This is a genomic window from Rubritalea spongiae, assembly GCF_042652385.1.
Taxonomy (GTDB): Bacteria; Verrucomicrobiota; Verrucomicrobiia; order Verrucomicrobiales; family Akkermansiaceae; genus Rubritalea; species Rubritalea spongiae.
On the sequence record NZ_JBHSJM010000001.1, the window covers coordinates 3,382,995 to 3,406,517 of the forward strand.

Sequence of the window (23,523 nt, forward strand, 5' to 3'; positions counted from 1 at the left end):
AGGGATGAATCAAACTATCCAGCGACGACTCTATAAGTTGTATAGTTCGAGTTCGCGCTCTAGTTTTGGGCTGCGGAATCGTATTTCATCGCTTGGGTGGATTGTGGTTTGCGGCTTGCCATTGTGTGCTTTTATGGCGTCGATGTATCCTCGGGACACTTTCTTTCAATTGTTAGGGGTGGTCAGTGCGGTATGTATTGCGGCGTTTGTTTCGGTGTTATTGCGAAAAGCTCAGCTCAAAGTTCGGAGGTTGTTGCCAAGACACGCTTCAGTGGGGAGGCCGCTGGAGTACACTGTTGAGTATACGAATTTAGCGAAGAGGGGACTTAATAATTTTTATATGTTGGATTTGGCTCCGGATCCAACACCATCGATGGATGTGTTTTTGCATGCTACTGAGCCGGGTGAGGAGAAAAGGAATGCATTTGACCGATTCTTTTTGGCGTACCGATGGAATTGGCTGAAATCGCGTTTTTTACTGATGAAGTCGAAGTTGTTTTTGGCGAATTCTGTGGGCGGTGAGAAGTGTGGAAAAGTGAGGGTGGAGCTGTTACCCTTGAGACGTGGTGTGATTCATTTGCAAAACATGCGAGTCGTGCTGCCTGATGCTTTAGGTTTATTTCAACGAGTTAAAAGGGTGGATCAAGAGGAGGACATTCTGATTGTACTGCCGAAGCGCTACCGGATGGATAGTTTCGATTTTGCTGGTCAAGCAAGGAGTCAGGTGGGGGGAGATAGCAGTACATCGACTCAGGGGCAGAGTGGAGAGTTTGTGTCGTTGCGGGAATATCGACCGGGTGATCCGCCTAAGCACATTCACTGGCCGAGCTGGGGAAGGACTGGGAAACCGATTTTGAAGGAGTACGAGGAGATGTTCTTTCCGCGTTATGGCTTGGTATTAGATACGGCGGTTAGGGCGGAGCAAGAAGAGGTGTTTGAAGAGCTTGTTTCAGTGGCTGCGACCTTAACGAGTGAGATGGATACTGACCAAAGTCTGATTGATGTGATGTTTATCCAGCAAGGAGCGAAGGTTCAGACTGTGGGGAAAAATGTGGAGCGAGTGGAGGCGATGCTTGAGTTATTAGCGAGTGTGGAGATTGACCCAGTGGCTGACTGGGCTGCGCTAAAAAATGCAGTGCTCAAGCATGCGGATGATCTGACAACGTGCTTTTTGGTATTTGGAGATTGGGATGATGAGCGAGAGAACTTTCTCCAGAGCTTGAGTTCTTTTGGAATTTCACTGGTAGTTCTAGTGGTGCAGGATGAGGAAAACCCTGTAAAGCTAAACTCTGATTATACTGAAATCACGCTATTGAATGTGGGGGAAATAGAACAAGGACTCGCTAGTATTCATTTGTAAATGGCTGTGCTCAATGTACCATTTTCGAAACTTCGCAAAAATAGTTGCCTATTCGCCCTAGTGCAATTAGCAGTGGGTCAACACAGAAACTTTTATTATGGCAGACAAGGAAGATAAGAATCCAGAAAACGTAGGCGGTGAATTTTATGTCGATAGCCAGTGCATCGATTGCGACCTTTGTCGTGAAACTGCTCCAAATAACTTCACACGCGAAGAAGACGAAGGCTATTCCTTTGTTTACAAGCAGCCTGAGAATGAGGAAGAGCGTGAGCAATGCGTCGAGGCTATGGAAGGTTGCCCGGTAGAGGCAATCGGTGAAGATGGCAAAGAATAATCCATCTCAAAGGAAGCTCCCGCACACGATGAAGTGGATGCGGGAGTTGACATTGCGTCAATGGCGCTACGGGGATCCTGTCCCGGATCCGAACCGGAATATTCACGATGCCTCTGAGCATCTTGAAGGTCTGCTGAAAGATCTAGGCATCCAAGGGGGGATGGATGAGGAAAGGCTGCGCAAGGCCTGGAGCAAGGTGGCTGGTGACTTTGTCGCAAAGCATGCTGAGCCAGAGTCTCTAAAAAAAGGGGTGCTTGTGTTAGTAGTAGTTCAGCCGTCCATGCGCTTTCACTTGGAACAGATGAAGGGGAAGTTGCTCAAAAATTTGCGCGATGAACTTGGTGAAGGTGTGGTGAAACAAGTGCGTTTCAAAGTGGGATAAGCGCTGATTTGATAAGAGAATTTTTAGGAATATAATAAGCATGCGAGGGAAGGATTGGAATTGGATTTTTGATTGGTCGGGTACGCTAGTGGATGATTTGGCCTTGGTGATTTGTGCAACGAATCATGTGATGCGCATTTATGAACGGTCGGAGTGGGAGCGCGAGAGCTTCCGTCGTAGCTTTCGGCTTCCCTACGATGATTTTTATAGAGAGCATTTACCAGAAGTGGATTTAGACGAGCTTGAAGGGCATTTTCGTCATGGCTTTGCTATCTCGAAAGAAACGGTACCGGTTTTACCGCACGCGGCGGATTTTCTTGCATTTTTAGACAGCCAGAAGAGCCGAATGTTTGTGCTGAGCAGCATGTGTGAAAAGGCTTTTGGTGAGCAGGTTAAGGAGCTCGAGCTGGGTCACTATTTTGAAGAAACTTATGCTGGTGTGTTAGACAAACGCGAACGCATTGGGGAGATTATTTCAAAGCATGGGCTGGATCCTGCGAGAACCATTTTTGTGGGTGATATGACGCATGATGTTGAAACTGCGCACCACGGAGGTATTTATTCAGCAGGCGTATTGACTGGTTATAACCATCGAGAAGTTCTTGAGTCGGTGAAGCCAACACTTCTGCTAGAAGATTTGGCTGAATTTAAAGCAATGCTCGATGAGGCTGAAGATTGGCATGACGTAATAGGATAGCAATAGATGAAAGACACTATTATCATTAGAGGGCTTGAAGTGCCGCTTCACATCGGGGTGCCGGATGAAGAGAGAGCGAATACTCAAATTTTGAAGCTTCATCTCGAGTTAGTTCCTAGGAAGGGGTTTTCAGGTCTCGAGGACTCTATTGAGAACACTGTCAATTACTATGAGGTTGGAGAACGGGTAAAGCAGTTGGCTGCTGTGAGACCGCGGAAGTTGATCGAAACCTTGGGCGAAGAGATTTGTTCGATGGTTTTAGCTGAGTTTGCTGTGACAGAGGTCGTGTTAGAGCTAGAGAAGTTTATCCTTCCAGATACTGACTTCGTCGGACTCAGAATGCAGCGTCAGGCTTAGCAGAGTACTTTGAAGTCTTTGCTGATGCGGGTGTATTGCCCTTCAGGTAGCTGGTTTAATGTAAGCTCGCCAATGCGCTCTCGGTGAAGGCTGGTGACCTTGTTGCCAATCGCGTGGAACATTCGCTTGATCTGATGATAGCGTCCTTCGAAGAGGGTGATATTGACCTGTTTTTCACCGACGATTTCTAATTCAACTGGTGCGGTGGTGAGGTCTTCGAAGGCAAAGTAAATGCCTTGTGCGAAAAACTCAGATGCGTCTTCTCTGACTGGGTCGCGGAGTGTGACTGAGTAGACTTTTGGGATCTTTTTTTCTGGCTCGGTTAAAGCGCGGGACCAGCGGCCATCATTTGTGAGTAGAAGGAGTCCGGTAGAGGCGCGATCGAGTCGACCAGCAATGTGGAGTTCAGAGGCGTAAGGTTCCTTAATTAAGTCAATGACGGTCGGGTGTTGCGGATCAGTCGTGGCGCTGAGGTAGCCTGCTGGCTTGTGGAGCATGAGGTAAATGGCTTCACGTTGTTGCAGGATTTCGCCTTCGAGTTCGACAGTGGTAAACTGAGAGATTTCGGTGCGGTGAAAAGTTTCGACTGAGCCGTCGACTTTGACGATACCGGCATCGATTTTTTGACGCACCGTTTTTTTGCCGAGACGGGTCTGGTGAGAAAGAAAGCGGTCGAGCCTCATGCGCTGTTGCTGTTTGTTCGCTAGAACTGGTAGCCCATGGAACCTGTAGATAGTGACTTGGTATTTCCACTGGTAGCTCTAGCGGGAGTGACTCCATTATAGGAGCCGTAGCGTGGATCGCCAGTGGCTGTGGCTGCACCGAGTAGACCGGTGACGGCAGCTCCAGCAGCGGCTCCTGACCAGCCTCCCATGAGGCCTCCAACACCAGCGCCGACCACTCCACCAGTCACGGCGCGGCTAGTTTGTTCGGGGGTGGAGCAGGAATTTGAGAGAATGATCGCGAGGGCGAGGACAGAGCTATATGAGTGGAACTTCATGGTTGGAAATTAAAGGTAAACTAGGAGTTTGGGTTGAGTTCGCTGAGCTCTTGTAAGGAAACGGAGCCTTTGTTTTTGGTGTCTACTTTGCGAAATGCTTGGCGCAGTTCGTTGATTAGAGGGGTGTAGTGCATCACATCGCTGAGTTGGATGTAACCTTTTTGAGTCGTATCAATTTTGGGGTATTCCTGTTTTGCGCGTTGTTTATCTCTGGCGAATTTGTGGTATTCAGTTTCACTAACCTTGCCATCTTGATCTTGATCAAATTTTTTAAAGAGGTCAGAGGCAATGGCATTGACAAATTCTTGCTCGGTGAGTTGGCCGTTTTGGTTCGTGTCGAACTTTTTAAAGAGCGCGATTTGTCGGGATTTTTGCGTCTGTTGATCGTACGGTTGTGATGGTTGAGCAAATAGAGTGTAGCAGCTTGTGAGCAAGCTGGTGATGATGACTGCGGATTTTGTCATGGCCAGTTGAGTATGAGTATAGTGAGGTAGATGCCAAGTAAAAGCTATTGTCACGTGTTGATAACTAGCTTGCAAATCTTGTGCATTTCAGTAGACATCATCCGCGTTGAGAAACCTCATTACAGACCCAGCTTGGACTGACGACGATCTCGGAGCTCCACTTCCTGACACACGACATGCTATTTCTATGTGCCTGCCGACGTGGGATTCTGTGATTGGCTATGAAGAGAACCGCGACAAGGTGATGCGGCGTTTGCGCTGTGGTTATCCGCGTTTCTTTAAGCACCCGTTGGTGGAGCGATTATTTACCGAGGCAGCGCAGCAACTAGCAGTAGAATCTGAACGCGTGGTAGTGTTTCCGCATCGTGCAGCTGCCCAGAGGGCACTACGTTTTGTAGAGAAGCGCACAGGTGCAGCGGCTCGGATTGTGAGTTACGATGGTCTTCAGGCATTGATCGTTCCTGAGGCTGTGTTTGCGGTGGCGATGGAATACTGGCGCTACACAGGAGAGATCGTTTCGAGCCGTCAGGCGCATGATGTTATCGAGGGAGACGGGCTGTGGAAATTTGATGTGAGTGCCTTGCGTGAACGCATCGCAGGATTTGGCGATTACAAGACTGAGGATGTGTTTCTTTATGAAAGTGGCATGTCTGGAATCTATGCTGTGCACCGTGCGGTGACAGGAATGTTCTCGGGCAAGAAGACTCTACAGATCGATTTTCCCTACGTTGATGCGCTAAAGATTCAGAATCATTTTGGCTCTGGAGCTGTGATGCTCAATGATAGTTTTGGTGAGTCACTTGACGAGGCGCTGAAGCGTATACGCCAGGGCGAATTTGCAGCTGTGTTCTGTGAAGTTCCAAGCAATCCTTTGTTGCGCACGCTCGACCTTAAAAAAGTGCACCTAGCTTGTCGTGAAGGAGGCGTGCCGTTGATTGTCGATGACACAGTGGCGTCGGTATACAATGTCGGTGTGACTGAGTACGCTGATGTGGTTACGAGTTCATTGTCGAAATGGGTTTCAGGCAAAGGTGATGTGCTAGCGGGATGTGTGCAGCTGGTTGAGCGTTCTCCATTCTACGATGATTTGCGTGGATTTTTCGATGACGATTGCGAGGGAGGATCTCGTTTGTATGCTGCAGATGCTGCTGTTCTCGATGAGAACTCGATGGGCTTTCTTGAGCGTATGAAGCCAGTCAATACAAATGCATTAGCCCTTGTTGAAATGTTGTTGGAGCATCCAGCTGTGGATAAAATTTGGTATCCATCACTTTGTGCAAAGGAGAATTACGAGGCAATTAAACGTGAGAATGGCGGTTACGGTGGCTTAATATCCTTCACCCTTAAAAATGAGAAAAAGTCAGCAAAAGTGTACGATGCCTTGCAGATTTCAAAAGGGCCTAGTCTGGGGACAGAGTTTAGTCTAGTTTGTCCGTATACCTTGTTAGCACACTATGATGAACTCGAGTGGGCTGAAGGTTGTGGTGTTCCGAGAAATCTTATTCGAGTTTCGGTAGGTATTGAAGATACGGTGACACTGATAGACAGCTTTAGAGAGGCATTGGCGTAGAGCTTAAGCCATTCCAGTTCTATTGAAGATGGAAAGAGTTGAGATAGTCGGTGCGCCTTTGGAGTAGTCTGACTGCTCTATCCTTATTAATTCTCGATGTGGGGACTTGGCTCTCCTTGTTTGAGAGATGTGGTAAGCCAGTCAAAGAGTTGATTGATTTCCTCTGTATCGTTGCGTATCGCATCGAGTGCTGCCCAGTCGAGGTGTGGCCGGGTGTGCGCTGCTGCGACTCGGTTGATTTCGAGGCGTTCCATGAGCGCTTCAGTTTCTCGCGGATGAGCATTGAGGATGTGTGCTGGGCGAGGAAGGTCATCGAGTTGTTCGAGTGAGAGACCGAATGAGGTGACTCCGACGCCGAAAACCTCGTTGAGTTTCCTAAATGCGTCAGTTAGAGCTTCGTCTTCGATAGCGCATGCATAGAAAAGCTCTCCACCATTTGCCCATACTGAGGAGCTTAGTGCTTGGAAGAAGTCTTCTCGGAAGGTGTGAATAGTGGGGTGAATGCGTAGTCGTGCTGCGTAGAGTCGGAAGGGTGGAAGATTCAGAGTCTGCTTTAGCTGGAGCACGCTGTTGCCTTCTTCACCGGCGCCTTCCCAGTCGACGAGCATGAGTTCTGGGAATTTCCAGAGATTGCCCATCGGGGAGCTAGCTTGAAATGGATCGCGGAAAACAAATGGATAGCGGCCATTGACCTCACTCCAGCGTTTGACGATGGCGCGAAACTTTTTTACGCGTAGCAGGACGAGGTCCATGGCTTCTTGGTCTGAGCCGAAATCATCCAAACGGCCTTGGGTCATGGAGATCAGTTCTTGCGCACTTGCTAGGGCTGGAACTTCTGCTGTGCGGCGATAGTAGCCTTGGCCTTTTTCTACTTTAGCAATCGAGGAGCCTGGATCACAGGACATGATCGAAAAGTGGTAACGCAGTGACGCGTCGGAGTAATTACCATCGAGACGCATGCGTACTAGTCTGATTAATTCAGTTCCTTTGATTGCCTCTTTCGGGTTAGCTGGGAGGATGTCAGGTAGAACGTCGTTTAATTGATTGCGCAGGCTCATAGGTGATGGGTTCGGGCGATTCCGTATACGAAAGATGCGGTGAAAAATGTAAAATCTTCAAGCCTAGAGTGATGAAGTTTTTAAAAAGTAGTACAGGTTCTAACAATGATGCTCAAAATTATTTGAATAAGTGGATTGGTCTTGCCGTCATAGGAGATATGGATTGTTCTAAGCAAAGCATGAAAGCACCATTTTTTGTCACACTCTGTCTTGCGGTATTTTGTAGTTATCAGGCGATGGCCGATGAAGCGGCTGAGCGCATCTTAGCAAATACTCGCTATTCGGTGACTCTGCAAACTCAACAAGATCTTCACGGTTACATGTCTAAAAATGGAGAAAAGACGCCATTGAGTTTGTTTTTACGTAAAGAGGATATCCAGTTTTTTTATAAAACCGGGAAGGAAGAAGAACGGTTTCACATGCGTCTAGCGCAGGATCACTACGACTTGTTTGAGATTGTAGATGGAAAGACGACTCAATTTGAGGACTCGAAGCTCGCGCAGGGAATTAACGGCACTGATGTGACCTACGAAGACATTTCGATGCGTTTTCTATACTGGAAAAATGCGACGGTGGTAGGTGAGGAGAAAGTTAATGGTCAGCTCTGTGATAAGATCCGCTTAGAAAATCCGTCAAAGACTGAGGGCGCGTATCGCATCGTTTACGTGTGGGTACATAAAAAGTATGGGGCGATGATGAAGCTGGTGGGTTACAATGCTCAGGGCAAGCCATTGAAGCAATTTTTGGTCACTGACCTTATGCGCCTAGGGAAGGAATATACCTTGCGTACAATGCGTGTTTCTTCTGTCGACCCAGCATCGAATAAGCAGACAGGAATTACCTATGTGGAATTCCAAAAAGCGAAAAAAGCTGAGGGAAAAGCAATGCGCTAGCGGATACCAAATCGCATACTAAGAGAGATAAATGATTTTTTGGGTGGCTTGAAGAATTGAGCTACGCGGAAGGAAAGAGGTGTGGGCTCTTTGTTGATAAATCTACGTTCCTCTTCAGTCACGATGCTAGCATCGCTTCTTCCTCGAGCCTTGATTTCTAAACAAATTGCACTGTCATTTGTCTCATTTGAATCGCGAAGTTGTATTAGTTGGTGCTGTTTGATAGCAGTTTAGACATTTCAGCGAGTTGTCTTTGGTTCGCTTGACCTTGCTGCTCGGACAAAGTGAGGGCGACTTCTCCGAGGCTGCGGTAGATAGATTGCAGCTTGTCGTCGGTCAGTGCGTTGAGATGGTTTTGTACCGTTTCGGTATCGCCTCGGGCAATAGGGCCAGTTAGAGCCTTGGTAGTTCCATGTTGGAAAATGTTAGCGAGGGTGGCCGTCATGATTGGGTGCATTAGCGCTAGCGACTGATCTCGTTCAATTCCAGCTTGTTGATAGAGCTGAATACTTGCTTCAGTGAGGGCTGTGAGATAGTTACAGCACATGACAGTTGCGGTGTGGTAGATGTTTTTAGACTCGGAAGAAATCTGGAAGCATTTGCCGCCGATGGCGCTGAATTTTTGAGTGAGGAGATGGAGAGCCGCGGTATCACCCTCGCAGCTACAATGGACATTTATGAAATCTTCAGCAGAGAGGGTAGTTCCGGTAAAACTCATGACTGGATGGATGCTGGCGATGTCTACTCCTTTCTCTTTACATGTAATTAGTGCGGACGAAGAAAGGCTACCGCTGCAGTGAAAAACAATGTCTTGCGCGCGGAGATGTTTAAACTTTGAGAGCTTTGAGGAAATGGTAGCAATGGAAGCGTCATTACTGGCGATGAGCCAGACATCCGCGGCTTTCATCTGATCCATTTCTTCACAGGCGCTTCCTGAACCGATGTGGCTCACGGCTTGGTTAGCGCTGTCGAGTGAAGTATTTAGAATGGAGCCAATTCTAAATTCTTTTGAGTCACTCCATAGTCGGCCAAGGCTCTGTCCGAGCTTGCCACAGCCGATGATATTCAATGTTGTCACTGGCTAGAGTGTATGGAAATAGCGAGTGTTGAGAAGTCTTTAGACGAGTTGAATATCTTTTGCTGTGTAAGGACGAATAATGGATAAAACTTCTTCAGGGTATTCACCTTTAGTAAGGATTCTGTCGTAGAATGGCTGATCGAATTTATTCGATTGAAAACAATACCGAAGAATGACGCGTAAGTGGTAGCTATACCTTTGACCTCCTAAGTTTTTTACTAGTTGGTTAAAGCTTTGGTGTTGTTCAGGTGGAAGTGAAAAGACGTTTCGAATAAACTGATAGATATACTGAGCTTGTTCGGTGTTAGGTCGATAGGCTTCTTCAAAAGGATCGACATGGTCGGTCCATTCTGTGTGAAAAATAGGAGAGATCCTGCGGTCCAGAGCGTAGAGATAGGCTGATGGTAAAACCTGCTGATCTGGATGGCGTAGCGCATCGAGGAGGATTTGATGACGGTGAACTTCGTAAAGAGCCGCTATGGTGGGGGACATGTGTGAGTTTGGGTTTATGTTGGGGGAGTTAGTTAGGGGCCATTTTTCGATTTATTAGATTGAAGGTTGGCGGCTGTCACTATGATCAAAAAAAGCGAACCTTGTGGTCCGCTTCTTTCATAGCCAAATGGCAGAGGGGGTGGGATTCGAACCCACGAAGGCTTTAACACCTTGCCGGTTTTCAAGACCGGTGCATTCAACCGCTCTGCCACCCCTCCGTGTGCAATTTGGCTGTGCAGGGAAAAAAGCGTAGAGTCGGACTTTTTGCAAGTAAACAGTCGCATTTTTTTTCATTTTCTTTCTAACTGTCTAGGAATGAAAGTACTGGTTGCATGTGATAAATTTAAAGGGTCGCTTACTGCGGCGGAAGCTTGTGAGGCGATTGCAAATGGGGTGTGGGAAGCTGCGCCTGGAACAGAAGTAGATCAGGCTCCTATCGCTGATGGTGGTGAGGGCTTTACTCAAGCTGTGCGCGATGCGCTTGGTGGAGAGTGGGTTACTTGTAGTACGCTGGATGCGATTGGACGTTCATGTGAATCACGTTATCTAGTCGTTGGAGACACAGCGATCATGGAGATGGCTGAAGCGAATGGTCTGGAAATGATCGAAAAGGAAGAACGCGATGCCTTTTGTTCGAATACAGCGGGTACGGGAATTATGATGCGTCACGCTATTGAGCAACACAAGGTGAAGCGAATCGTGATGGGGATCGGTGGTAGTGCCACCAATGATGCTGGTGCTGGGATGGCAGTAGAGCTGGGAGCGAATTTCTATGATGCAGCCGGTAATGTGTTGATGCCAGTGCCTGCTGAACTTGCACGCGCGGTAAAATTCGATGGGTCGGGGATTATAGAGATGCCTGACATTCTTGTAGCATCGGATGTGCGTAACCTTCTCTTAGGGGGAAATGGGGCGACTGCTGTGTATGGACCACAGAAGGGAATCGAAGATATTGCTGCGATGGAGTCGATACTGAAGAACATCATGGAGGTTTGTGATGGAGCCGATACTGCTGAACTCGAGGGCGCAGGAGCTGCAGGTGGGTTAGGTTTTGGACTGATGCACTTTTGTGGAGCAGAGCTAGTGAATGGCTTTGAGTGGCTCGCGCAGGAATTAAAAATCGAAGAGCGCATCGCGAAGGCTGACGTGGTGATTACTGGTGAAGGTAGTCTCGATGCGCAGACGGCGGAGGGCAAAGGGCCGGCGGGCATTGCTCAAATGGCTAGAGCTGCAGGAAAGACAGTCGTCGCGATGGCTGGACGGATTGAGGATGGGGCGGAGGAGATGTTTGACCGTCATTACGCGCTAGCAAATCTTGGTTTACCTCTAGAGCAGTGTATCGCACGTGCTGCGTCACTTCTAAGAAATGTGGCGAAGGAAGAAGCGGAGAAGTGGTGAAAGCTGGAATTGTGATTGCGTCAGAGGGGGGGCACAGTTAGACACGAGCCATGGCTAATAAGGTAGTTGTACTTTTTTCCGGACAAGGTGCTCAGAAAGTGGGCATGGGTAAGGACTTGGTTGAGGCGTATCCCTCTGCACAAGCTCTTTTTGACAAGGCGGATGCAGCATTGGGGCGTTCATTGAGTTCTGTGATGTTTGAAGGACCTGATGAGGAATTAACTCGTACAGGGAATTGTCAACCAGCGCTCTACCTTCATGGTCTTGCGTGTCTTGAGGTTCTTAAGGAAAAGCTTCCAGATCTCGAGATCGTGACAGCTGCAGGGCTGTCACTTGGTGAGTTCACTGCGCATGCAGCAGCTGGGACTTTCTCATTTGAAGATGGTCTCAAAGTGGTTGAGCAACGTGGTGCTTTCATGGAAGAAGCGTGTAATGCAACAGAAGGTGGCATGGCGGCTATGATTGGTGGTGACGAGGCTGCAGTGAAAACACTTGCTGCCGACAGTGACGTGGATGTGGCTAACTTCAATGCTCCTGGCCAAATCGTGGTTTCAGGTTCTGTTGAGGGTGTCGACAAAGCCGTTGCTGGAGCTAAAGAGCGTGGTATTCGCATGGCGAAGAAACTCAAAGTAGCTGGTGCGTATCACTCACGCCTTATGCAGAGCGCTCAGGATAAGCTCGCCCCAGTACTTGCTGAAACAAAAATTTCCATGCCATCAGTTCCTGTTTATTCCAACTTCAAGGCAACTGCAGTTGCTGACACGGCTGAAATCCGTGAAACACTCGAGAAGCAAGTCACAGGCTCCGTACGCTGGACAGAAAGCATGCAAGCTGTGATTGCTGAAGGAAACACAACTTTCATCGAACTCGGGCCAGGTAAAGTGCTCGCAGGTCTCATGGGGCGCATCGATAAGTCAGTAAAAGTTCTTTCTGTCGACGATGTGGCGTCATTAGACGCAGCTGTTGCAGAACTCAGTTAGGGGTCTTACCCATTTACTATATGCAAGCGCCCAGCACTTGTTGTGTTGGGCGTTTTTATTGTGCAGCTATAGTAAATATAGCAAGATTTCCGCTGTAAAACTATTTGCTCATATTAACTGAGTATTTCGCTAAGACGACTGACTACCAGTTCGTCTTGCCAGTCGAAGATGGTGCGAAGATCCAGCAAGAGGTGCTTTTCTTGTGTGTAACCAACGATGGCGGGTGTGCCGACGCGTAGTTGTTGAGCGAGTTTGTTGAGGCTGATTCCTCTTGGAGTGATTTTGATCGCTATGGAGGGAATCTTGGATCGCGGCATGGTTCCGCCGCCTGTGGTGGCGATTGACTCTGTGATACTTAGTTCTGCTTCAGGACATTCACCTACTGAGTCGATGAGTGAGAGTGCTCTTTGTTTGAGCTCCTCAGGTTTGATGGCCAGAGCTTTGAGGTTCGGGACATCTGTTTTTGTTGGCGCAGCTTGGGTCCGGAGGTATTCGTCGATACTTTCTTGAAGCACTGTGAGAATTAATTTGTCGCAACGTACGGCGCGGAAGAATGGTTCTTTTTTTACTCCAGCGACAAGATCGGAACGGCCAGCGATAATGCCAGATTGTGGGCCTCCTAATAATTTATCGCCAGAGAAGCAGATGAGGTCGACGCCTTTGGTGAGTGCTTCTTGTGGGGTAGGTTCGTGATCGATTGGAGCGAGTTCGTCGGTATTCATCATAGCGCCTGAGCCAATGTCTTCGACCAGAGGGATGTCGTGCTCTTTGCAAAGAGTGGAGAGCTCCGCGATGTCGGGCTCGGCGGTGAAGCCTTCGATATAAAAATTCGAGCGATGAACTTTTAGGATGATCGCAGTGTTTGGAGTGATGGCTTTGGCGTAGTCTGCAAGGTGCGTTTTGTTAGTGGCTCCGACTTCGACAAGTTTAGCACCGGAAGTTTCTAAAATTTCAGGGACACGGAAGCCGCCACCAATTTCTACGAGTTCAGAACGCGAGACGATGACTTCATTTTTTTCTCCAACGCAGAGATGGCGAAGAATGAGTACCAAAGCTGCGGCGCAATTGTTGACGGCTGTGGCGGACTCGGCGTTGACTAAGCAGGCGAGAGCAGTTTCGAGGTAGCCAGCGCGTTTGCCGCGAGTACCATCGGGAAGATTGAATTCGAGATTGGAGTAGCCGGTGGCAATTTGTTCGAGTGCAGCGGCAGCAGTTTTGCCCAGAGGAGAACGGCCGAGGTTGGTATGAATCAGCACTCCAGTGCCATTGATCACTGGTTGGAGCCGTGAGGCTGCAAAGGCCTGAAGCTTTGCTTCAATGTCCTTTTCGATTGTGTCCCTGTCACTTTCAGTTCCTTCTAACAGTTGCTTGCGCCAAGCGGTGACTTCTTTTCTTACGAAAGAAACGACGAGTGGCTTGGGGAGTTTGACAGCCCTTGCTAGTTGGAAAGCGAGTGGTTCGATGGGGGGAAGTATTTTGAGAGCTGAAGACATCGGTTTGAGTGAGGAGATTATTTACAGATAGTGGGTAAGTATTATTGTGGGAGGTGTTCTTCACAATAATCATTCCCATCTTTTCCAACTCGGAATGTTTTTTCTGGGTTGCTGATGTCGTTGGCTCCGCAGACGTGACAAGTGTGGAATGGCTGATTGTCTGATGTTTGGTAGGCCTTAAACTTCTTGCGTCGCGCTTTTGTCGAACTGCGATGTTTGCTAGAGCGAAGGAGCATGGGTATGGCGATGATGAGATAGTTAGAAATGCAGATAGCGACGAAGAGCCCGTGGAATGGGCTGGTGATAGCACTTAACAACATGGGCGCGCCAGCAAGTGCTGCAAGAATCCAGATCGGGCAGGGGATGATCATGAAGACCATGATCGTGTATTTGGGATTATAGGTGGCAAAGGCGAAGAGGATTGAAGCGCCGAGGTAGATTCCTGAAAGGCCAAATTGAACATCCCAGACTGCGCCATAGAGGATGTTAGCGAGCATAGCACTGAGGATTCCCCAATAGACAAAGAGGTTGGTGCGAAAGATTCCCCATTGTTGTTCAAGTCCATCGCTAAATGAGAACATCAGCATGGTGCCGAAGATCATGAAAATCACCGCGAAGACGCTGAGTGAGTCAATCTGAGGGGCAAAGATAAAACTGAGAAGTCGCCACCATTCACCATCTGTAATTTTAGACCAATCGAAGTCGAGTGTTTCAGCGAAAGCTGGATTGATGGCAGTGAGAAGAAAGACTCCGACAAAGAGAAGCGCGAGATAGCGGATCAGGCCGGGAATGGCCCAACTGCCAAATTGTCGTTCAAGTTGGTTCAACATGTAGGTACTTTGTTAGATAATTTGATTCGGACTCAATGTCTCACTTCTAGATCAAGGTGCAAGGGCGAACTCTCGAAGTCTAGTGTGGTGTTGACAGAGGTGGCCATACACAGCAGCGTGTATTTAGAATGAGCGAAGAGAATATTCAGCAAACCCCATTGGCTGAGCTTCACCTAGAGTTGGGTGCTAAGATGATCCCGTTTGCTGGCAGGAATATGCCTGTGCAGTACACGAGTATTATGGATGAGCATTCTGCTGTTCGGAATGCGGTGGGTGTTTTTGATATTTCACACATGGGCCAGTTTTTATTGAGTGGTGAGGGTGCTGAAGCGTGGCTCAACACAATGCTGACGAACGATGTGGAGAATTTAGAGGTCGACGATGCGCAATACACCTTGATGCTGAATGAAAATGGTGGTGTGATTGACGATCTTATCATCTACCGCATTGCTGTTGGCCAAGTTTTCATGGTGGTGAATGCTTCGATGATTGCGGAAGATTTTAGGTGGCTCACGCTGCATTTGGAAGATGGTCTAACATTGTCTAACGAAAGTGAAGATTGGGCAGGAATGGCGGTGCAAGGGCCAGATGCGGCTGATGTTTATGGTGCATTGTTTTCTGAGCGCATACTGCCACGGCGGAATGGGATTGATCGCTGGGAGCAATTTGGCGAAGAGATAATTGTGTGCCGGACTGGTTACACGGGGGAAGATGGGTTTGAGCTATTTGTTCCTGCTAGTGCAGCGATTCGTTTTTTTCAAAAGTGTATAGATGCGGGTGCGAAGCCGTGTGGCTTGGGCGCTCGTGATAGTTTGCGGACGGAGGTGTGCTATCCACTCAATGGTGCTGATCTCTCGCCAGAGAGGACTCCGATCGAGGCTGGGCTGGGATTTTTTTGTGCGCTCGAGACCGATTTTATTGGGGTTGAGAAATTGCGAGCACAAAAAGCCGAGGGGCTGAATGAGAAGTTAGTGGCTCTCAAATACACGGGAAAAGGAGCGCCACCACGAGCGCACTATGAAGTCTTCTCGAAAGCGGATGAACGCATTGGAGAACTGAGTAGCGGGGTACTTTCTCCTAGTCTGCGCGAGGGTGTTGCAATGGCGTATCTTCCGGTGGAACATGCTTCGCTGGGAACGCTGGTAGATGTCGATGTGCGAGGGCGTCGATTTGAGGCTGAAGTTGTAAAAAAACCTTTTTACAAGAAAGGCTAATTCCTTTTCTATTAATCTAACGAAAGTTATTATGAGCGTCCCTGAGAAATATTTATACACAACAGATCACGAGTGGGTTCTAGTTGAAGGAGAAGTGGTGACTGTGGGGATCACAGATCATGCGCAAGAAGAGCTCACTGACATCGTTTTTGTTGAGCTTCCAGAGCTCGGTCGTGTGTGTGATGCGGAAGAAGCAATTGCTGTGGTGGAGTCAGTGAAAGCTGCATCGGATATCTACGCTCCGGTTTCAGGTGAGGTGGTTGGGGTGAACGAAGCACTAGAGGTTGACCCTTCATTAGTAAATACTGATCCACATACTGGAGGGTGGATTTTTAAAATCAAGCTGAGTGATGCCTCTCAGTTAGATGGCTTATTAGATGCCGCTGCCTATACTACACATATTGGATACTAACAATAAAGTCGGATGGCGACGCTGGCAGGTGAATCTAGATAGATTACAGTTAGTTTTGCAAAATTTGAGCGTGTGTCGATGATCGGGGCTCAATCCAAGGCCTTTGGGGTTTCAGCTATTTTCACTTAATTCATTTTCTTATTTTATAATGTCTATCTATTCAGACTTTTGTAGCCGCCATGTGGGTGTGCAAGGTTCTATCCGAGAGACGATGATTCAATCACTCGGTTACCAGCGTATTTCTGAACTCATTGCAGATGCTGTCCCAGCAGAGGTCCTAGAGGAAAGGGAACTCAACCTACCAGCACCACTGGCTGAGAGTGATGCCTTAGAGCTTTTAAAAATGCTAATGGATCAGAATGAGGTTCTGAAACCATTTATCGGGCAAGGTTATTACGGCACGAAAGTGCCAGCTGTAATTCAGCGAAACGTGTTAGAGAATCCTGGTTGGTATACGGCTTATACTCCATATCAATCTGAAATTGCTCAAGGTAGACTCGAGGCCTTATTTCATTTTCAGACAATGATCACCGACCTTACCGGCTTGGATGTTGCTAATTCGTCCTTGCTTGATGAGGCGACTGCAGCGGCTGAGGCTGTAGCATTGGCGCGATCTGCGAAACCGAAAGGTGGAACCGTTTTTGTGTCTGATAGGCTCTTCGCTCAGACGATAGATGTGGTGAAGAACCGCTGCGAGCCGCTTGGAGTAAAAGTGCTGGTGGGGGATTGGCAGAGCTTCGATCCGAGCGCTTATGATGACTTGTTCGCGACTCTTGTTCAGTATCCTGATGCGGATGGAGCAGTACATAACTACTCGGAGTTTCACGAGGAAGTGCATGCGGTCAAAGCTACCACTATTGTGGCCGCAGACATTCTAGCGCTGACTGTTTTGACTCCTCCAGGTGAGTTTGGGGCAGATATTGCAGTGGGAAATACTCAGCGATTCGGTGTGCCTCTCGGATTTGGTGGTCCGCATGCAGCTTACATAGCATGTATTGATAAACTGAAGCGTAAGCTACCAGGTCGAATTGTTGGGATGTCGGTAGATGCCCAAGGTAATAAAGGTTATCGGCTCGCTCTGCAAACGCGTGAGCAACATATCCGAAGAGATAAGGCGACATCTAATATCTGCACTGCGCAAGTACTTCTGGCGGTGATGGCGTCTATGTATGCTGTGTATCACGGCCCAGACGGGCTGCGTAATATTGCTTACAATGTGCACTATCTAGCTCAGGTGGTAGCGTGCTCGGTGAGTGCGCGTGGGCATGAGGTGGTCAATGAGAGTTTCTTTGACACACTTACGATTAAAGTGTCTGGCCAAGCGGAAGATGTGATCGAGCAAGGAGTGGCGGCTGGCTTTAATTTCCGTCGTATCGATGCGGATCACGTAGGAATTTCCTTTGATGAAACGACGAACCAAGACGATGTGATGACTATTCTTGGAATCTTCGGCGTAGATCAACCTGTTTTGCCTGAGGAAGAGGAAGTGGCTTGGGATGCATTTCATGACCGTGAGTCCGAGTTTTGCACGGCAGAAGTATTTCATCGCTATCACTCAGAGACTGAAATGTTGCGTTATCTTTCACGGCTTGAAAAACGAGATCTCGCTTTGAACGAATCGATGATAGCTCTGGGTTCTTGTACGATGAAGCTCAATGGAACATCTGAGATGATGGCCCTGAGTTGGCCAACGGTGGCCAATATGCACCCATTTGCACCTGAGGAGCAAACTCATGGATATCTTGATATGCTCGATAGTTTGGCTGATTGGCTCGCTGAGATTACTGGGTTTTCAGCAGTTTCTCTTCAGCCAAACGCGGGTTCGCAAGGTGAGTATGCTGGATTGCTAGCGATTCGTCGCTTTCATCTAGCAAATGGCCATGAGGATCGAACGGACTGTCTTATTCCAACATCAGCACATGGAACGAACCCTGCATCTGCAGTAATGGCTGGTTTCAGAGTGATACCTGTTGCATGCGATGAAGATGGCAACATCAATATGGGGGATCTTCGTGCGAAAGCGGAGGAGTCTGGTGAGAAATTGGGATGCTTGATGGTGACCTACCCTTCGACTCATGGAGTTTACGAGTCGACGATCGTGGAGATTTGCCAATTAGTGCACGAGCTTGGAGGGCAAGTTTACATGGATGGTGCGAATATGAATGCGCAGGTTGGATTGACGAGCCCAGGAGTAATCGGAGCAGATGTCTGTCATCTCAATCTTCACAAAACGTTTTGCATTCCGCATGGGGGTGGAGGACCGGGTGTTGGCCCGATTGGCGTAGCTGAGCAACTCGTGCCTTACTTGCCTGGTCATTTGAGTTCTGAAAAAAAAGAAGGAGCGGTTTGCGCAACAGTGTTTGGCTCGGCATCAATCAATGTGATCTCGTGGATGTACATAGCTATGATGGGGAGTGAAGGGCTGAGCGAGGCAACAAAGGTGGCGATTCTCAATGCGAACTATGTAGCTTCACGCCTTAAGTCATTTTACCCAGTGCTCTATACTGGGAATAAAGGCTTGGTGGCACACGAATGCATCATCGATCTACGTGCGCTTTCAGAGAAGTCAGGAATCACAGTAGAAGATGTGGCGAAGCGTTTGATGGACTACGGGTATCACGCTCCTACGATGTCTTGGCCAGTAACTGGAACTTTGATGATTGAACCAACTGAGTCTGAATCGAAAGAAGAACTCGATCGCTTCTGCGATGCGCTTATCAGTATTCATGGGGAGATTAAAGAAGTGATTGATGGCACTGCTGATCGTGAAAATAACGTGCTGAAGAATGCTCCTCATACTGCGCAAGTGGTGACCAGTGATGCTTGGGAAAAACCGTACTCTCGTGAAAAGGCCGCTTACCCGGTGCAGAAGTTGCGGGAACACAAATTCTGGCCTTATGTTGGGCGCATTGATAATGTCTACGGTGATCGCAATTTAGTGTGTTCCTGTCCTGACATGAAAGAGTACAAATAGAGTAAAAGCGCTCACGGAGTTCCTTTGAAAATCATTTACAGTCAGAGAAATTTTGGTAGGGAATGAAATAGAATTTTTAAATTCAGTTTCATTGATGGAAATATTGGAAGCATATGAAGGAATTCATCCTGAAATCAATGGAATAGCCGCTTGACGGAGTGGGGGAATCGGGGGAGATTTCGCACATGTCTGACACAAGAGATTTTCCCTGTAGCTGTAAGGCTGAGATTGATGGTCTACCATACTTCTTGAGAATGTGCGACAAGATTAGAATGTATGCAGCAGGTGAGTTGCACGCAGATTACCATAACAATATGGGACGTGCGATGGATCTCTGGACCTGTCAGCTGCTGCAAGTGGAGTATGCTGATCTTGTGAAGTATATCATTGAAACGGGGGCTGACGACCGAGCCGCTCTCGATTGGTGTTATGCGAATGGTGTAAAGCCAGAATCGCCAGTTTTGGAATGGTGGTTGAGCCACATTCGCAATTGTGGATACCGCGACGTACTCTCTGAACGGCTCGAAATGCGAAAAGCGGAGGCTGGCCTCGGACATCGTGATGACATCACCACCTTCTTCGACTTTATGGATGTCGAAGAAGGGTATTAGTTTATTTTTTTGAATATTCCTGCTATTTTTTTAACCGTGACAGTGCAGTTTTAGCCTGTTGAATTAAACCCTCTCTTAACTTTATGCCTAAAGAAATTACTCTCTGTTCGCCACTCGATATGCACCTTCATCTTCGTGATGGAGACATGATGAAGCTGGTGACGCCACTCACTGCTGAAACTTTTTCTGGCGCAGTGATTATGCCGAATCTAGTTCCTCCTGTGGATAGCCTTGAACTACTTTTGGCGTACAAGAAGCGCATTCTCTCGAGCCTTGGAGGGCATCAATTTGATCCCTACATGATGCTCTTTTTTCGAGGAGATTATACCGAGGCTGAATTAGCTGCTGCGAAAGAGTATATGCTTGGCATTAAGTTGTATCCGGCTGGTGCTACAACGAATAGTGAAGCTGGTGTGAAGGCTATCGACGCCGTGGAGCCAGTCTTCAAGATGATGGAAGAAATGGGGATTCCGCTGATGGTGCACGGAGAAACCCATGGGTTCGTGATGGATAGGGAGAAAGAGTTTCTCGCGAGTTATGACTACCTCGCCCAGAAGTTTCCTAAGCTGCAAATTACTATGGAGCACATTACTACTGCAGATGCTGTGGCATTGCTTGATGAACATGAAAACCTGCGAGCGACAGTGACGCTGCAGCATTTAATCATCACACTCGACGACGTGGCGGGAGGAATGCTCGACCCACACCTTTTCTGTAAACCTATCGCTAAGCGCCCTGAAGACCGAGAAGCTCTTCTCCAAGCAGCTCTCGAAGGGCATCCTAGATTGATGTTTGGTAGTGATTCAGCCCCTCATCCTGTGGAGAAGAAAGAATGCTGCGGATGTGCGGCTGGTGTTTTCACCGCGCCTCTAGCAATCGCTCGTTTAGCCCAACTTTTTGACAAACACGATAAACTGGATAACTTACAGGCATTCATCAGTGACAATGCTCAGCGCCTCTATGGAGTCGAGCCAGCAGAAAAACTTGTCACTGTAGCAAATGTCCCATTCGAAGTCCCAACGGCATACACAGGCCACGACCAACACGTCGTACCAATGCATGCAGGAGAAACACTGGACTGGAATGTGACTTCTATCAAAGCATAAACCATTGAAAATCTACAAACAACAGCAGATTGAACTTGTTTGATTCTGCTAGATAATCCAAGATTAACTTCCCCTAATAGTTAGAATTAAAAAATGAGCGACGAAGTTCTCAGAAGTAAGGTTAAAGACCTCCTCGAAAAAATGGAGCGCGTCTTCCATAAAGAATGGCGTAAAACGAAGCTGAACATGGATCACGAAATGGTAGAACATTTCGTCGACCCTAAGGGCACTTTTCTCCAACCCGACGGAGTTAATACCAATATTCCGTGGCCAAGTCGCGATGAGTTGCTCATATGCTACCGGAGTTTATTAGAGGAGTTCGCTGGCGAACTTAGCGAGGGCGTGACAGCGCCTGAAGTTACTAAGGAAAAAAGCTATGCGGATATTGTGAGTGGTGAAGACTCTCTGAACGATTCACTCATCGCTTCGACAGCTGAAAGTTTAAAAGGTGATGTTGCGATCCCAAAACCTATTCAGCAAGGGATTCCCGCTCCGATTACTAGTTCACACGCGATTCCTAAGCCAAAGACAGGTACTGAAGGAATTCCGGGTCCGGGCAATATTCAATGGCCTGGGCCGATGACAGCTCCCATTGGTGTCACAGCTGCCGCGGGAACACCACAAGTACCTAAGAGTGGCTTTCATAATCCATTTGCAGCAGCTGCAGCCAAACCTGACACCCCGAAAGCGCCTGCACCAATGGAAGGCCCAAGTGGTGGAGTGTCTCTGAAGCATGATCCAGCAGCTTTGCGAGCGATCGATTGTCAGAAAAAATTCGCGTACCTTCTTGAAGGCGTGAAGCAAGAAACGATCCGCGATTTTATTTTAGCAGAAGGAACTAACTCAAATACTGGAAAACCAACGATCATTATTTACACTCTTGAACAAATTTGGCTCGAGTTTGCGTTCCCTTATGAAGAGGGACAGCGGATCTTGAATAAATATCCTCAACGTGACCCAGAGCTGATTGAATTCATGAAAGCCAGTGGACACAATGAGTAATGAAGATTGGCGCTTCTGTTACTAAAAAAAGTTTCAATTTTAGTGTAGAAAGAGCTTGCGGTTAACCGATTTCAACCTTAGGTTGCGCCCGCACCCGAAAGGGTTTCGCCACTAACGAGTTTAACCACTCAGGCGACTGGCACTATTTCAATCGCGGGATGGAGCAGCCAGGTAGCTCGTCAGGCTCATAACCTGAAGGTCACAGGTTCAAATCCTGTTCCCGTAACCAACTTAAAACGCTGTAACTGTAAAGGTTACAGCGTTTTTGTTTGTGGGGGTGATCTAACAAAGCAGGGAGGGTAAATGAAGATGTTGGCTAAATTTTGTTCAAGAAGTCCACGAGAATTATCTTAACTAAAAAGGAACCATCTTCTTCTTCGCGTTCAAGGAAGACTGGTCGGATAAATAAAATGAACTATACCTAGTAGACTACGGATAAAGGTAACAGCAGTCGTAAATATCTCAGCTGCGAGGACCAAGCTTGAGATGAGTCGAATTGGTGGCAGCGAACTAAAAACTGTCCTAGTGGGTTGTCAGTGCTGTCAAAGACCCCAGTCAACAGGCTGCTTGATAAAGAAGCTGAGATGATGTGTAAAACTGGACGTTGTCTACGCAGTGATAGTCGTCAGGCTCAGTGCAACGATAAGTACGAGCATAAACTCGTTCTGCGCTAGAGAAGTAAAACGGTTATTAAGAAACCTATGTAGTGATAGTTTTGAAACTACAAATTATTGTAGGCTATCGTCGCCTAGAAAGTAGCATTGTAGAAAGTATCCAGCAGGTGCGAGTAAGAGCAGAATCGATCGAGAGGGGAGTTCCTAGAAGTCTCATCGTCCTATGTTCATATGGTTTGTCGCAATATTCTGTCACGGTGGTGATGGGGGAAGTGCTTCGAGAGAACCATCTCTACTAGGTACTAGAATGCATCATGCAGTTTCGTGATCTGTAAAGGTGGCATTCTGCATTATTCGATAGGATTTAGTTGAGCGTGGAAACTGAAGGAGTCCTGTGAAATAGAGGTTAAGAGCGTCATTTAAGACATGGCATATGATTTGCATATTATCTTTAGTGGAAGAACTCCCTGCTCTCAAAAGATACGCTTGTCCGTCATGTTTGTAACATCACTGCCGAGCTTGTGGATCTTGAGTTAGGTTTGTATCAGTGATTAAGCCGTCTCTATGCTAGGGATCTGATTCTGAATACTCAAAACTCTCCATGAATAGCTAAAACTAACAACACTGATCTAGAATCGGAGGCCTGTGATAGGCCTTAGGTTACCTAGTTTATTAATACTGAATAAAAACTTTCCCTATGCAAATTTCATCACAAGACAAAACAAAAAATCTAGCACTAATAATTGCAGGAGTCGCGATACCACTCATTGCTTCCCGTGCCACAAAACGTATCATAGGATCTGGTTATCGGGCGCTCTCAGATAGAGAACCACCAAAGAATCCAGCGTCTCCAACGACTGCATGGAAAGATGCCCTAGCTTGGAGTATCCTCACAGGAGCTGCTGGAGGAGTGTCGAGGCTTATCATGAGAAAAATACTAGCGCACACCTCCATTCCTACTGAAGGTTACGATCATGAAAACCAAGAAAAAGCTCTGGGAGGTTCTGGGGTTTCAGATGTTGGCGAATCATAGCAAGTTTCTGATCGCAACATTGAAGGCTCTGGCCTGAGAGGAATATATCCAATGGGTTTAATAGCGAAGCTAGATGTCTGGTTGTCTCTATTGTTGGCTGCTGCGCCATTAGCTTGTCTTCATTTGATTCATCACAGCTACGGATGGGAGCAGAAACTCGGCGCAAGATCT

General features: G+C 47.6%; 24 protein-coding genes and 2 tRNA genes. 17 read left to right on the top strand and 9 right to left on the bottom strand.

Annotated features, from left to right (window positions below; all coding sequences use genetic code 11):
- Positions 1-4 precede the first annotated feature (4 nt).
- From ACFPK9_RS14950 to ACFPK9_RS14970, 5 genes are all read left to right on the top strand, one after another.
- Positions 5-1,360, top strand: a complete 1,356-nt coding sequence (locus tag ACFPK9_RS14950) for a DUF58 domain-containing protein (protein WP_377096099.1) — start codon at positions 5-7, stop codon at positions 1,358-1,360.
- A gap of 97 nt (positions 1,361-1,457) precedes the next feature.
- Positions 1,458-1,694, top strand: coding sequence for a ferredoxin (locus tag ACFPK9_RS14955; protein ID WP_377096102.1), 237 nt, complete (start codon positions 1,458-1,460; stop codon positions 1,692-1,694).
- On the top strand, positions 1,681-2,076 hold the full coding sequence (locus ACFPK9_RS14960; protein WP_377096105.1) for a DciA family protein: 396 nt from the start codon (positions 1,681-1,683) through the stop codon (positions 2,074-2,076). Before ACFPK9_RS14955 ends, ACFPK9_RS14960 begins: the two co-directional genes overlap by 14 nt.
- Before the next feature lie 40 nt (positions 2,077-2,116).
- The gene (locus tag ACFPK9_RS14965; protein ID WP_377096108.1) at positions 2,117-2,773 is read left to right on the top strand and encodes an HAD family hydrolase; all 657 of its coding nucleotides are present in this window, start codon (positions 2,117-2,119) and stop codon (positions 2,771-2,773) included.
- A 6-nt stretch (positions 2,774-2,779) separates the two neighbouring features.
- Complete coding sequence (locus ACFPK9_RS14970) at positions 2,780-3,130, top strand: dihydroneopterin aldolase (protein WP_377096111.1); 351 nt, start codon at positions 2,780-2,782, stop codon at positions 3,128-3,130.
- Here the strand turns inward: ACFPK9_RS14970 and ACFPK9_RS14975 are convergent.
- Genes ACFPK9_RS14975 through ACFPK9_RS14985 form a run of 3 tightly spaced genes read right to left on the bottom strand, consistent with a single transcriptional unit; the run spans position 3,127 to position 4,594 of the window.
- A complete protein-coding gene (locus ACFPK9_RS14975) occupies positions 3,127-3,813 on the bottom strand; it encodes a pseudouridine synthase (protein ID WP_377096113.1) in 687 nt (228 codons plus the stop codon). The two genes, ACFPK9_RS14970 and ACFPK9_RS14975, sit on opposite strands and share 4 nt — an antisense overlap.
- Positions 3,814-3,833: 20 nt before the next feature.
- A complete protein-coding gene (locus tag ACFPK9_RS14980; RefSeq protein ID WP_377096116.1) occupies positions 3,834-4,130 on the bottom strand; it encodes a hypothetical protein in 297 nt (98 codons plus the stop codon).
- Positions 4,131-4,150: 20 nt separating this feature from the next.
- A complete protein-coding gene (locus ACFPK9_RS14985; protein ID WP_377096118.1) occupies positions 4,151-4,594 on the bottom strand; it encodes an EF-hand domain-containing protein in 444 nt (147 codons plus the stop codon).
- Between the two features lie 106 nt (positions 4,595-4,700).
- On the opposite strand from ACFPK9_RS14985, the gene ACFPK9_RS14990 reads away from it, so the two are divergent.
- Complete coding sequence (locus tag ACFPK9_RS14990; protein WP_377096121.1) at positions 4,701-6,164, top strand: PLP-dependent transferase; 1,464 nt, start codon at positions 4,701-4,703, stop codon at positions 6,162-6,164.
- A gap of 86 nt (positions 6,165-6,250) precedes the next feature.
- Here ACFPK9_RS14990 and ACFPK9_RS14995 read toward each other — a convergent pair whose 3' ends face one another.
- Positions 6,251-7,222, bottom strand: a complete 972-nt coding sequence (locus tag ACFPK9_RS14995; protein WP_377096124.1) for a hypothetical protein — start codon at positions 7,220-7,222, stop codon at positions 6,251-6,253.
- Between the two features lie 71 nt (positions 7,223-7,293).
- On the opposite strand from ACFPK9_RS14995, the gene ACFPK9_RS15000 reads away from it, so the two are divergent.
- Entirely contained in the window at positions 7,294-8,115 is an 822-nt protein-coding gene (locus ACFPK9_RS15000) for an outer membrane lipoprotein-sorting protein (protein WP_377096127.1), read from the top strand.
- Between the two features lie 205 nt (positions 8,116-8,320).
- Here the strand turns inward: ACFPK9_RS15000 and ACFPK9_RS15005 are convergent, their stop codons facing one another.
- From ACFPK9_RS15005 to ACFPK9_RS15015, 3 genes are all read right to left on the bottom strand, one after another.
- On the bottom strand, positions 8,321-9,193 hold the full coding sequence (locus ACFPK9_RS15005; protein ID WP_377096130.1) for a Rossmann-like and DUF2520 domain-containing protein: 873 nt from the start codon (positions 9,191-9,193) through the stop codon (positions 8,321-8,323).
- A gap of 39 nt (positions 9,194-9,232) precedes the next feature.
- On the bottom strand, positions 9,233-9,685 hold the full coding sequence (locus tag ACFPK9_RS15010; RefSeq protein ID WP_377096133.1) for a hypothetical protein: 453 nt from the start codon (positions 9,683-9,685) through the stop codon (positions 9,233-9,235).
- Between the two features lie 128 nt (positions 9,686-9,813).
- Positions 9,814-9,903, bottom strand: a tRNA-Ser gene (locus ACFPK9_RS15015).
- Positions 9,904-10,000: 97 nt separating this feature from the next.
- Here ACFPK9_RS15015 and ACFPK9_RS15020 point away from each other — a divergent pair.
- Together ACFPK9_RS15020 and fabD are read left to right on the top strand one after the other, a co-directional pair.
- The gene (locus tag ACFPK9_RS15020; protein WP_377096136.1) at positions 10,001-11,083 is read left to right on the top strand and encodes a glycerate kinase; all 1,083 of its coding nucleotides are present in this window, start codon (positions 10,001-10,003) and stop codon (positions 11,081-11,083) included.
- A 50-nt stretch (positions 11,084-11,133) separates the two neighbouring features.
- Positions 11,134-12,063: an ACP S-malonyltransferase gene (gene fabD / locus ACFPK9_RS15025; protein ID WP_377096139.1), complete on the top strand. Its 930-nt coding sequence runs from the start codon at positions 11,134-11,136 to the stop codon at positions 12,061-12,063.
- A gap of 113 nt (positions 12,064-12,176) precedes the next feature.
- Here the strand turns inward: fabD and selA are convergent, their stop codons facing one another.
- The gene (selA, locus tag ACFPK9_RS15030) at positions 12,177-13,556 is read right to left on the bottom strand and encodes an L-seryl-tRNA(Sec) selenium transferase (RefSeq protein ID WP_377096142.1); all 1,380 of its coding nucleotides are present in this window, start codon (positions 13,554-13,556) and stop codon (positions 12,177-12,179) included.
- Between the two features lie 41 nt (positions 13,557-13,597).
- Positions 13,598-14,386 (bottom strand): hypothetical protein, encoded by a 789-nt coding sequence (locus ACFPK9_RS15035; RefSeq protein WP_377096145.1) that lies wholly within the window; start codon positions 14,384-14,386, stop codon positions 13,598-13,600.
- Positions 14,387-14,514: 128 nt separating this feature from the next.
- Here ACFPK9_RS15035 and gcvT point away from each other — a divergent pair, with 128 nt between their 5' ends.
- The 8 genes from gcvT to ACFPK9_RS15075 all read left to right on the top strand — a co-directional run bounded on the left by gcvT (position 14,515) and on the right by ACFPK9_RS15075 (position 23,352).
- Positions 14,515-15,600, top strand: a complete 1,086-nt coding sequence (gene gcvT / locus ACFPK9_RS15040) for a glycine cleavage system aminomethyltransferase GcvT (RefSeq protein ID WP_377096148.1) — start codon at positions 14,515-14,517, stop codon at positions 15,598-15,600.
- 31 nt (positions 15,601-15,631) lie between these two features.
- Positions 15,632-16,012: a glycine cleavage system protein GcvH gene (gene gcvH / locus ACFPK9_RS15045; RefSeq protein ID WP_377096151.1), complete on the top strand. Its 381-nt coding sequence runs from the start codon at positions 15,632-15,634 to the stop codon at positions 16,010-16,012.
- Between the two features lie 148 nt (positions 16,013-16,160).
- Entirely contained in the window at positions 16,161-18,986 is a 2,826-nt protein-coding gene (gcvP, locus tag ACFPK9_RS15050; RefSeq protein WP_377096154.1) for an aminomethyl-transferring glycine dehydrogenase, read from the top strand.
- Positions 18,987-19,171: 185 nt separating this feature from the next.
- A complete protein-coding gene (locus tag ACFPK9_RS15055; protein ID WP_377096157.1) occupies positions 19,172-19,597 on the top strand; it encodes a DUF5069 domain-containing protein in 426 nt (141 codons plus the stop codon).
- A gap of 83 nt (positions 19,598-19,680) precedes the next feature.
- Complete coding sequence (gene pyrC, locus ACFPK9_RS15060) at positions 19,681-20,703, top strand: dihydroorotase (protein ID WP_377096160.1); 1,023 nt, start codon at positions 19,681-19,683, stop codon at positions 20,701-20,703.
- 93 nt (positions 20,704-20,796) lie between these two features.
- A complete protein-coding gene (locus ACFPK9_RS15065) occupies positions 20,797-21,705 on the top strand; it encodes a hypothetical protein (protein WP_377096163.1) in 909 nt (302 codons plus the stop codon).
- A 152-nt stretch (positions 21,706-21,857) separates the two neighbouring features.
- Positions 21,858-21,934: transfer RNA gene (locus ACFPK9_RS15070), tRNA-Met, on the top strand.
- A 1,082-nt stretch (positions 21,935-23,016) separates the two neighbouring features.
- Positions 23,017-23,352 (top strand): DUF4235 domain-containing protein, encoded by a 336-nt coding sequence (locus ACFPK9_RS15075; protein WP_377096166.1) that lies wholly within the window; start codon positions 23,017-23,019, stop codon positions 23,350-23,352.
- The last annotated feature ends 171 nt before the right edge of the window (positions 23,353-23,523 follow it).

Coding starts and splice junctions, on each gene's coding strand:
- ACFPK9_RS14950 (WP_377096099.1), top strand. CDS start 5: ATGAATCAAACTATCCAGCGACGACTCTATAAGTTGTATAGTTCGAGT.
- ACFPK9_RS14955 (WP_377096102.1), top strand. CDS start 1,458: ATGGCAGACAAGGAAGATAAGAATCCAGAAAACGTAGGCGGTGAATTT.
- ACFPK9_RS14960 (WP_377096105.1), top strand. CDS start 1,681: ATGGCAAAGAATAATCCATCTCAAAGGAAGCTCCCGCACACGATGAAG.
- ACFPK9_RS14965 (WP_377096108.1), top strand. CDS start 2,117: ATGCGAGGGAAGGATTGGAATTGGATTTTTGATTGGTCGGGTACGCTA.
- ACFPK9_RS14970 (WP_377096111.1), top strand. CDS start 2,780: ATGAAAGACACTATTATCATTAGAGGGCTTGAAGTGCCGCTTCACATC.
- ACFPK9_RS14975 (WP_377096113.1), bottom strand. CDS start 3,813: ATGAGGCTCGACCGCTTTCTTTCTCACCAGACCCGTCTCGGCAAAAAA.
- ACFPK9_RS14980 (WP_377096116.1), bottom strand. CDS start 4,130: ATGAAGTTCCACTCATATAGCTCTGTCCTCGCCCTCGCGATCATTCTC.
- ACFPK9_RS14985 (WP_377096118.1), bottom strand. CDS start 4,594: ATGACAAAATCCGCAGTCATCATCACCAGCTTGCTCACAAGCTGCTAC.
- ACFPK9_RS14995 (WP_377096124.1), bottom strand. CDS start 7,222: ATGAGCCTGCGCAATCAATTAAACGACGTTCTACCTGACATCCTCCCA.
- ACFPK9_RS15000 (WP_377096127.1), top strand. CDS start 7,294: ATGAAGTTTTTAAAAAGTAGTACAGGTTCTAACAATGATGCTCAAAAT.
- ACFPK9_RS15010 (WP_377096133.1), bottom strand. CDS start 9,685: ATGTCCCCCACCATAGCGGCTCTTTACGAAGTTCACCGTCATCAAATC.
- ACFPK9_RS15020 (WP_377096136.1), top strand. CDS start 10,001: ATGAAAGTACTGGTTGCATGTGATAAATTTAAAGGGTCGCTTACTGCG.
- fabD (WP_377096139.1), top strand. CDS start 11,134: ATGGCTAATAAGGTAGTTGTACTTTTTTCCGGACAAGGTGCTCAGAAA.
- selA (WP_377096142.1), bottom strand. CDS start 13,556: ATGTCTTCAGCTCTCAAAATACTTCCCCCCATCGAACCACTCGCTTTC.
- ACFPK9_RS15035 (WP_377096145.1), bottom strand. CDS start 14,386: ATGTTGAACCAACTTGAACGACAATTTGGCAGTTGGGCCATTCCCGGC.
- gcvT (WP_377096148.1), top strand. CDS start 14,515: ATGAGCGAAGAGAATATTCAGCAAACCCCATTGGCTGAGCTTCACCTA.
- gcvH (WP_377096151.1), top strand. CDS start 15,632: ATGAGCGTCCCTGAGAAATATTTATACACAACAGATCACGAGTGGGTT.
- gcvP (WP_377096154.1), top strand. CDS start 16,161: ATGTCTATCTATTCAGACTTTTGTAGCCGCCATGTGGGTGTGCAAGGT.
- ACFPK9_RS15055 (WP_377096157.1), top strand. CDS start 19,172: ATGTCTGACACAAGAGATTTTCCCTGTAGCTGTAAGGCTGAGATTGAT.
- pyrC (WP_377096160.1), top strand. CDS start 19,681: ATGCCTAAAGAAATTACTCTCTGTTCGCCACTCGATATGCACCTTCAT.
- ACFPK9_RS15065 (WP_377096163.1), top strand. CDS start 20,797: ATGAGCGACGAAGTTCTCAGAAGTAAGGTTAAAGACCTCCTCGAAAAA.
- ACFPK9_RS15075 (WP_377096166.1), top strand. CDS start 23,017: ATGCAAATTTCATCACAAGACAAAACAAAAAATCTAGCACTAATAATT.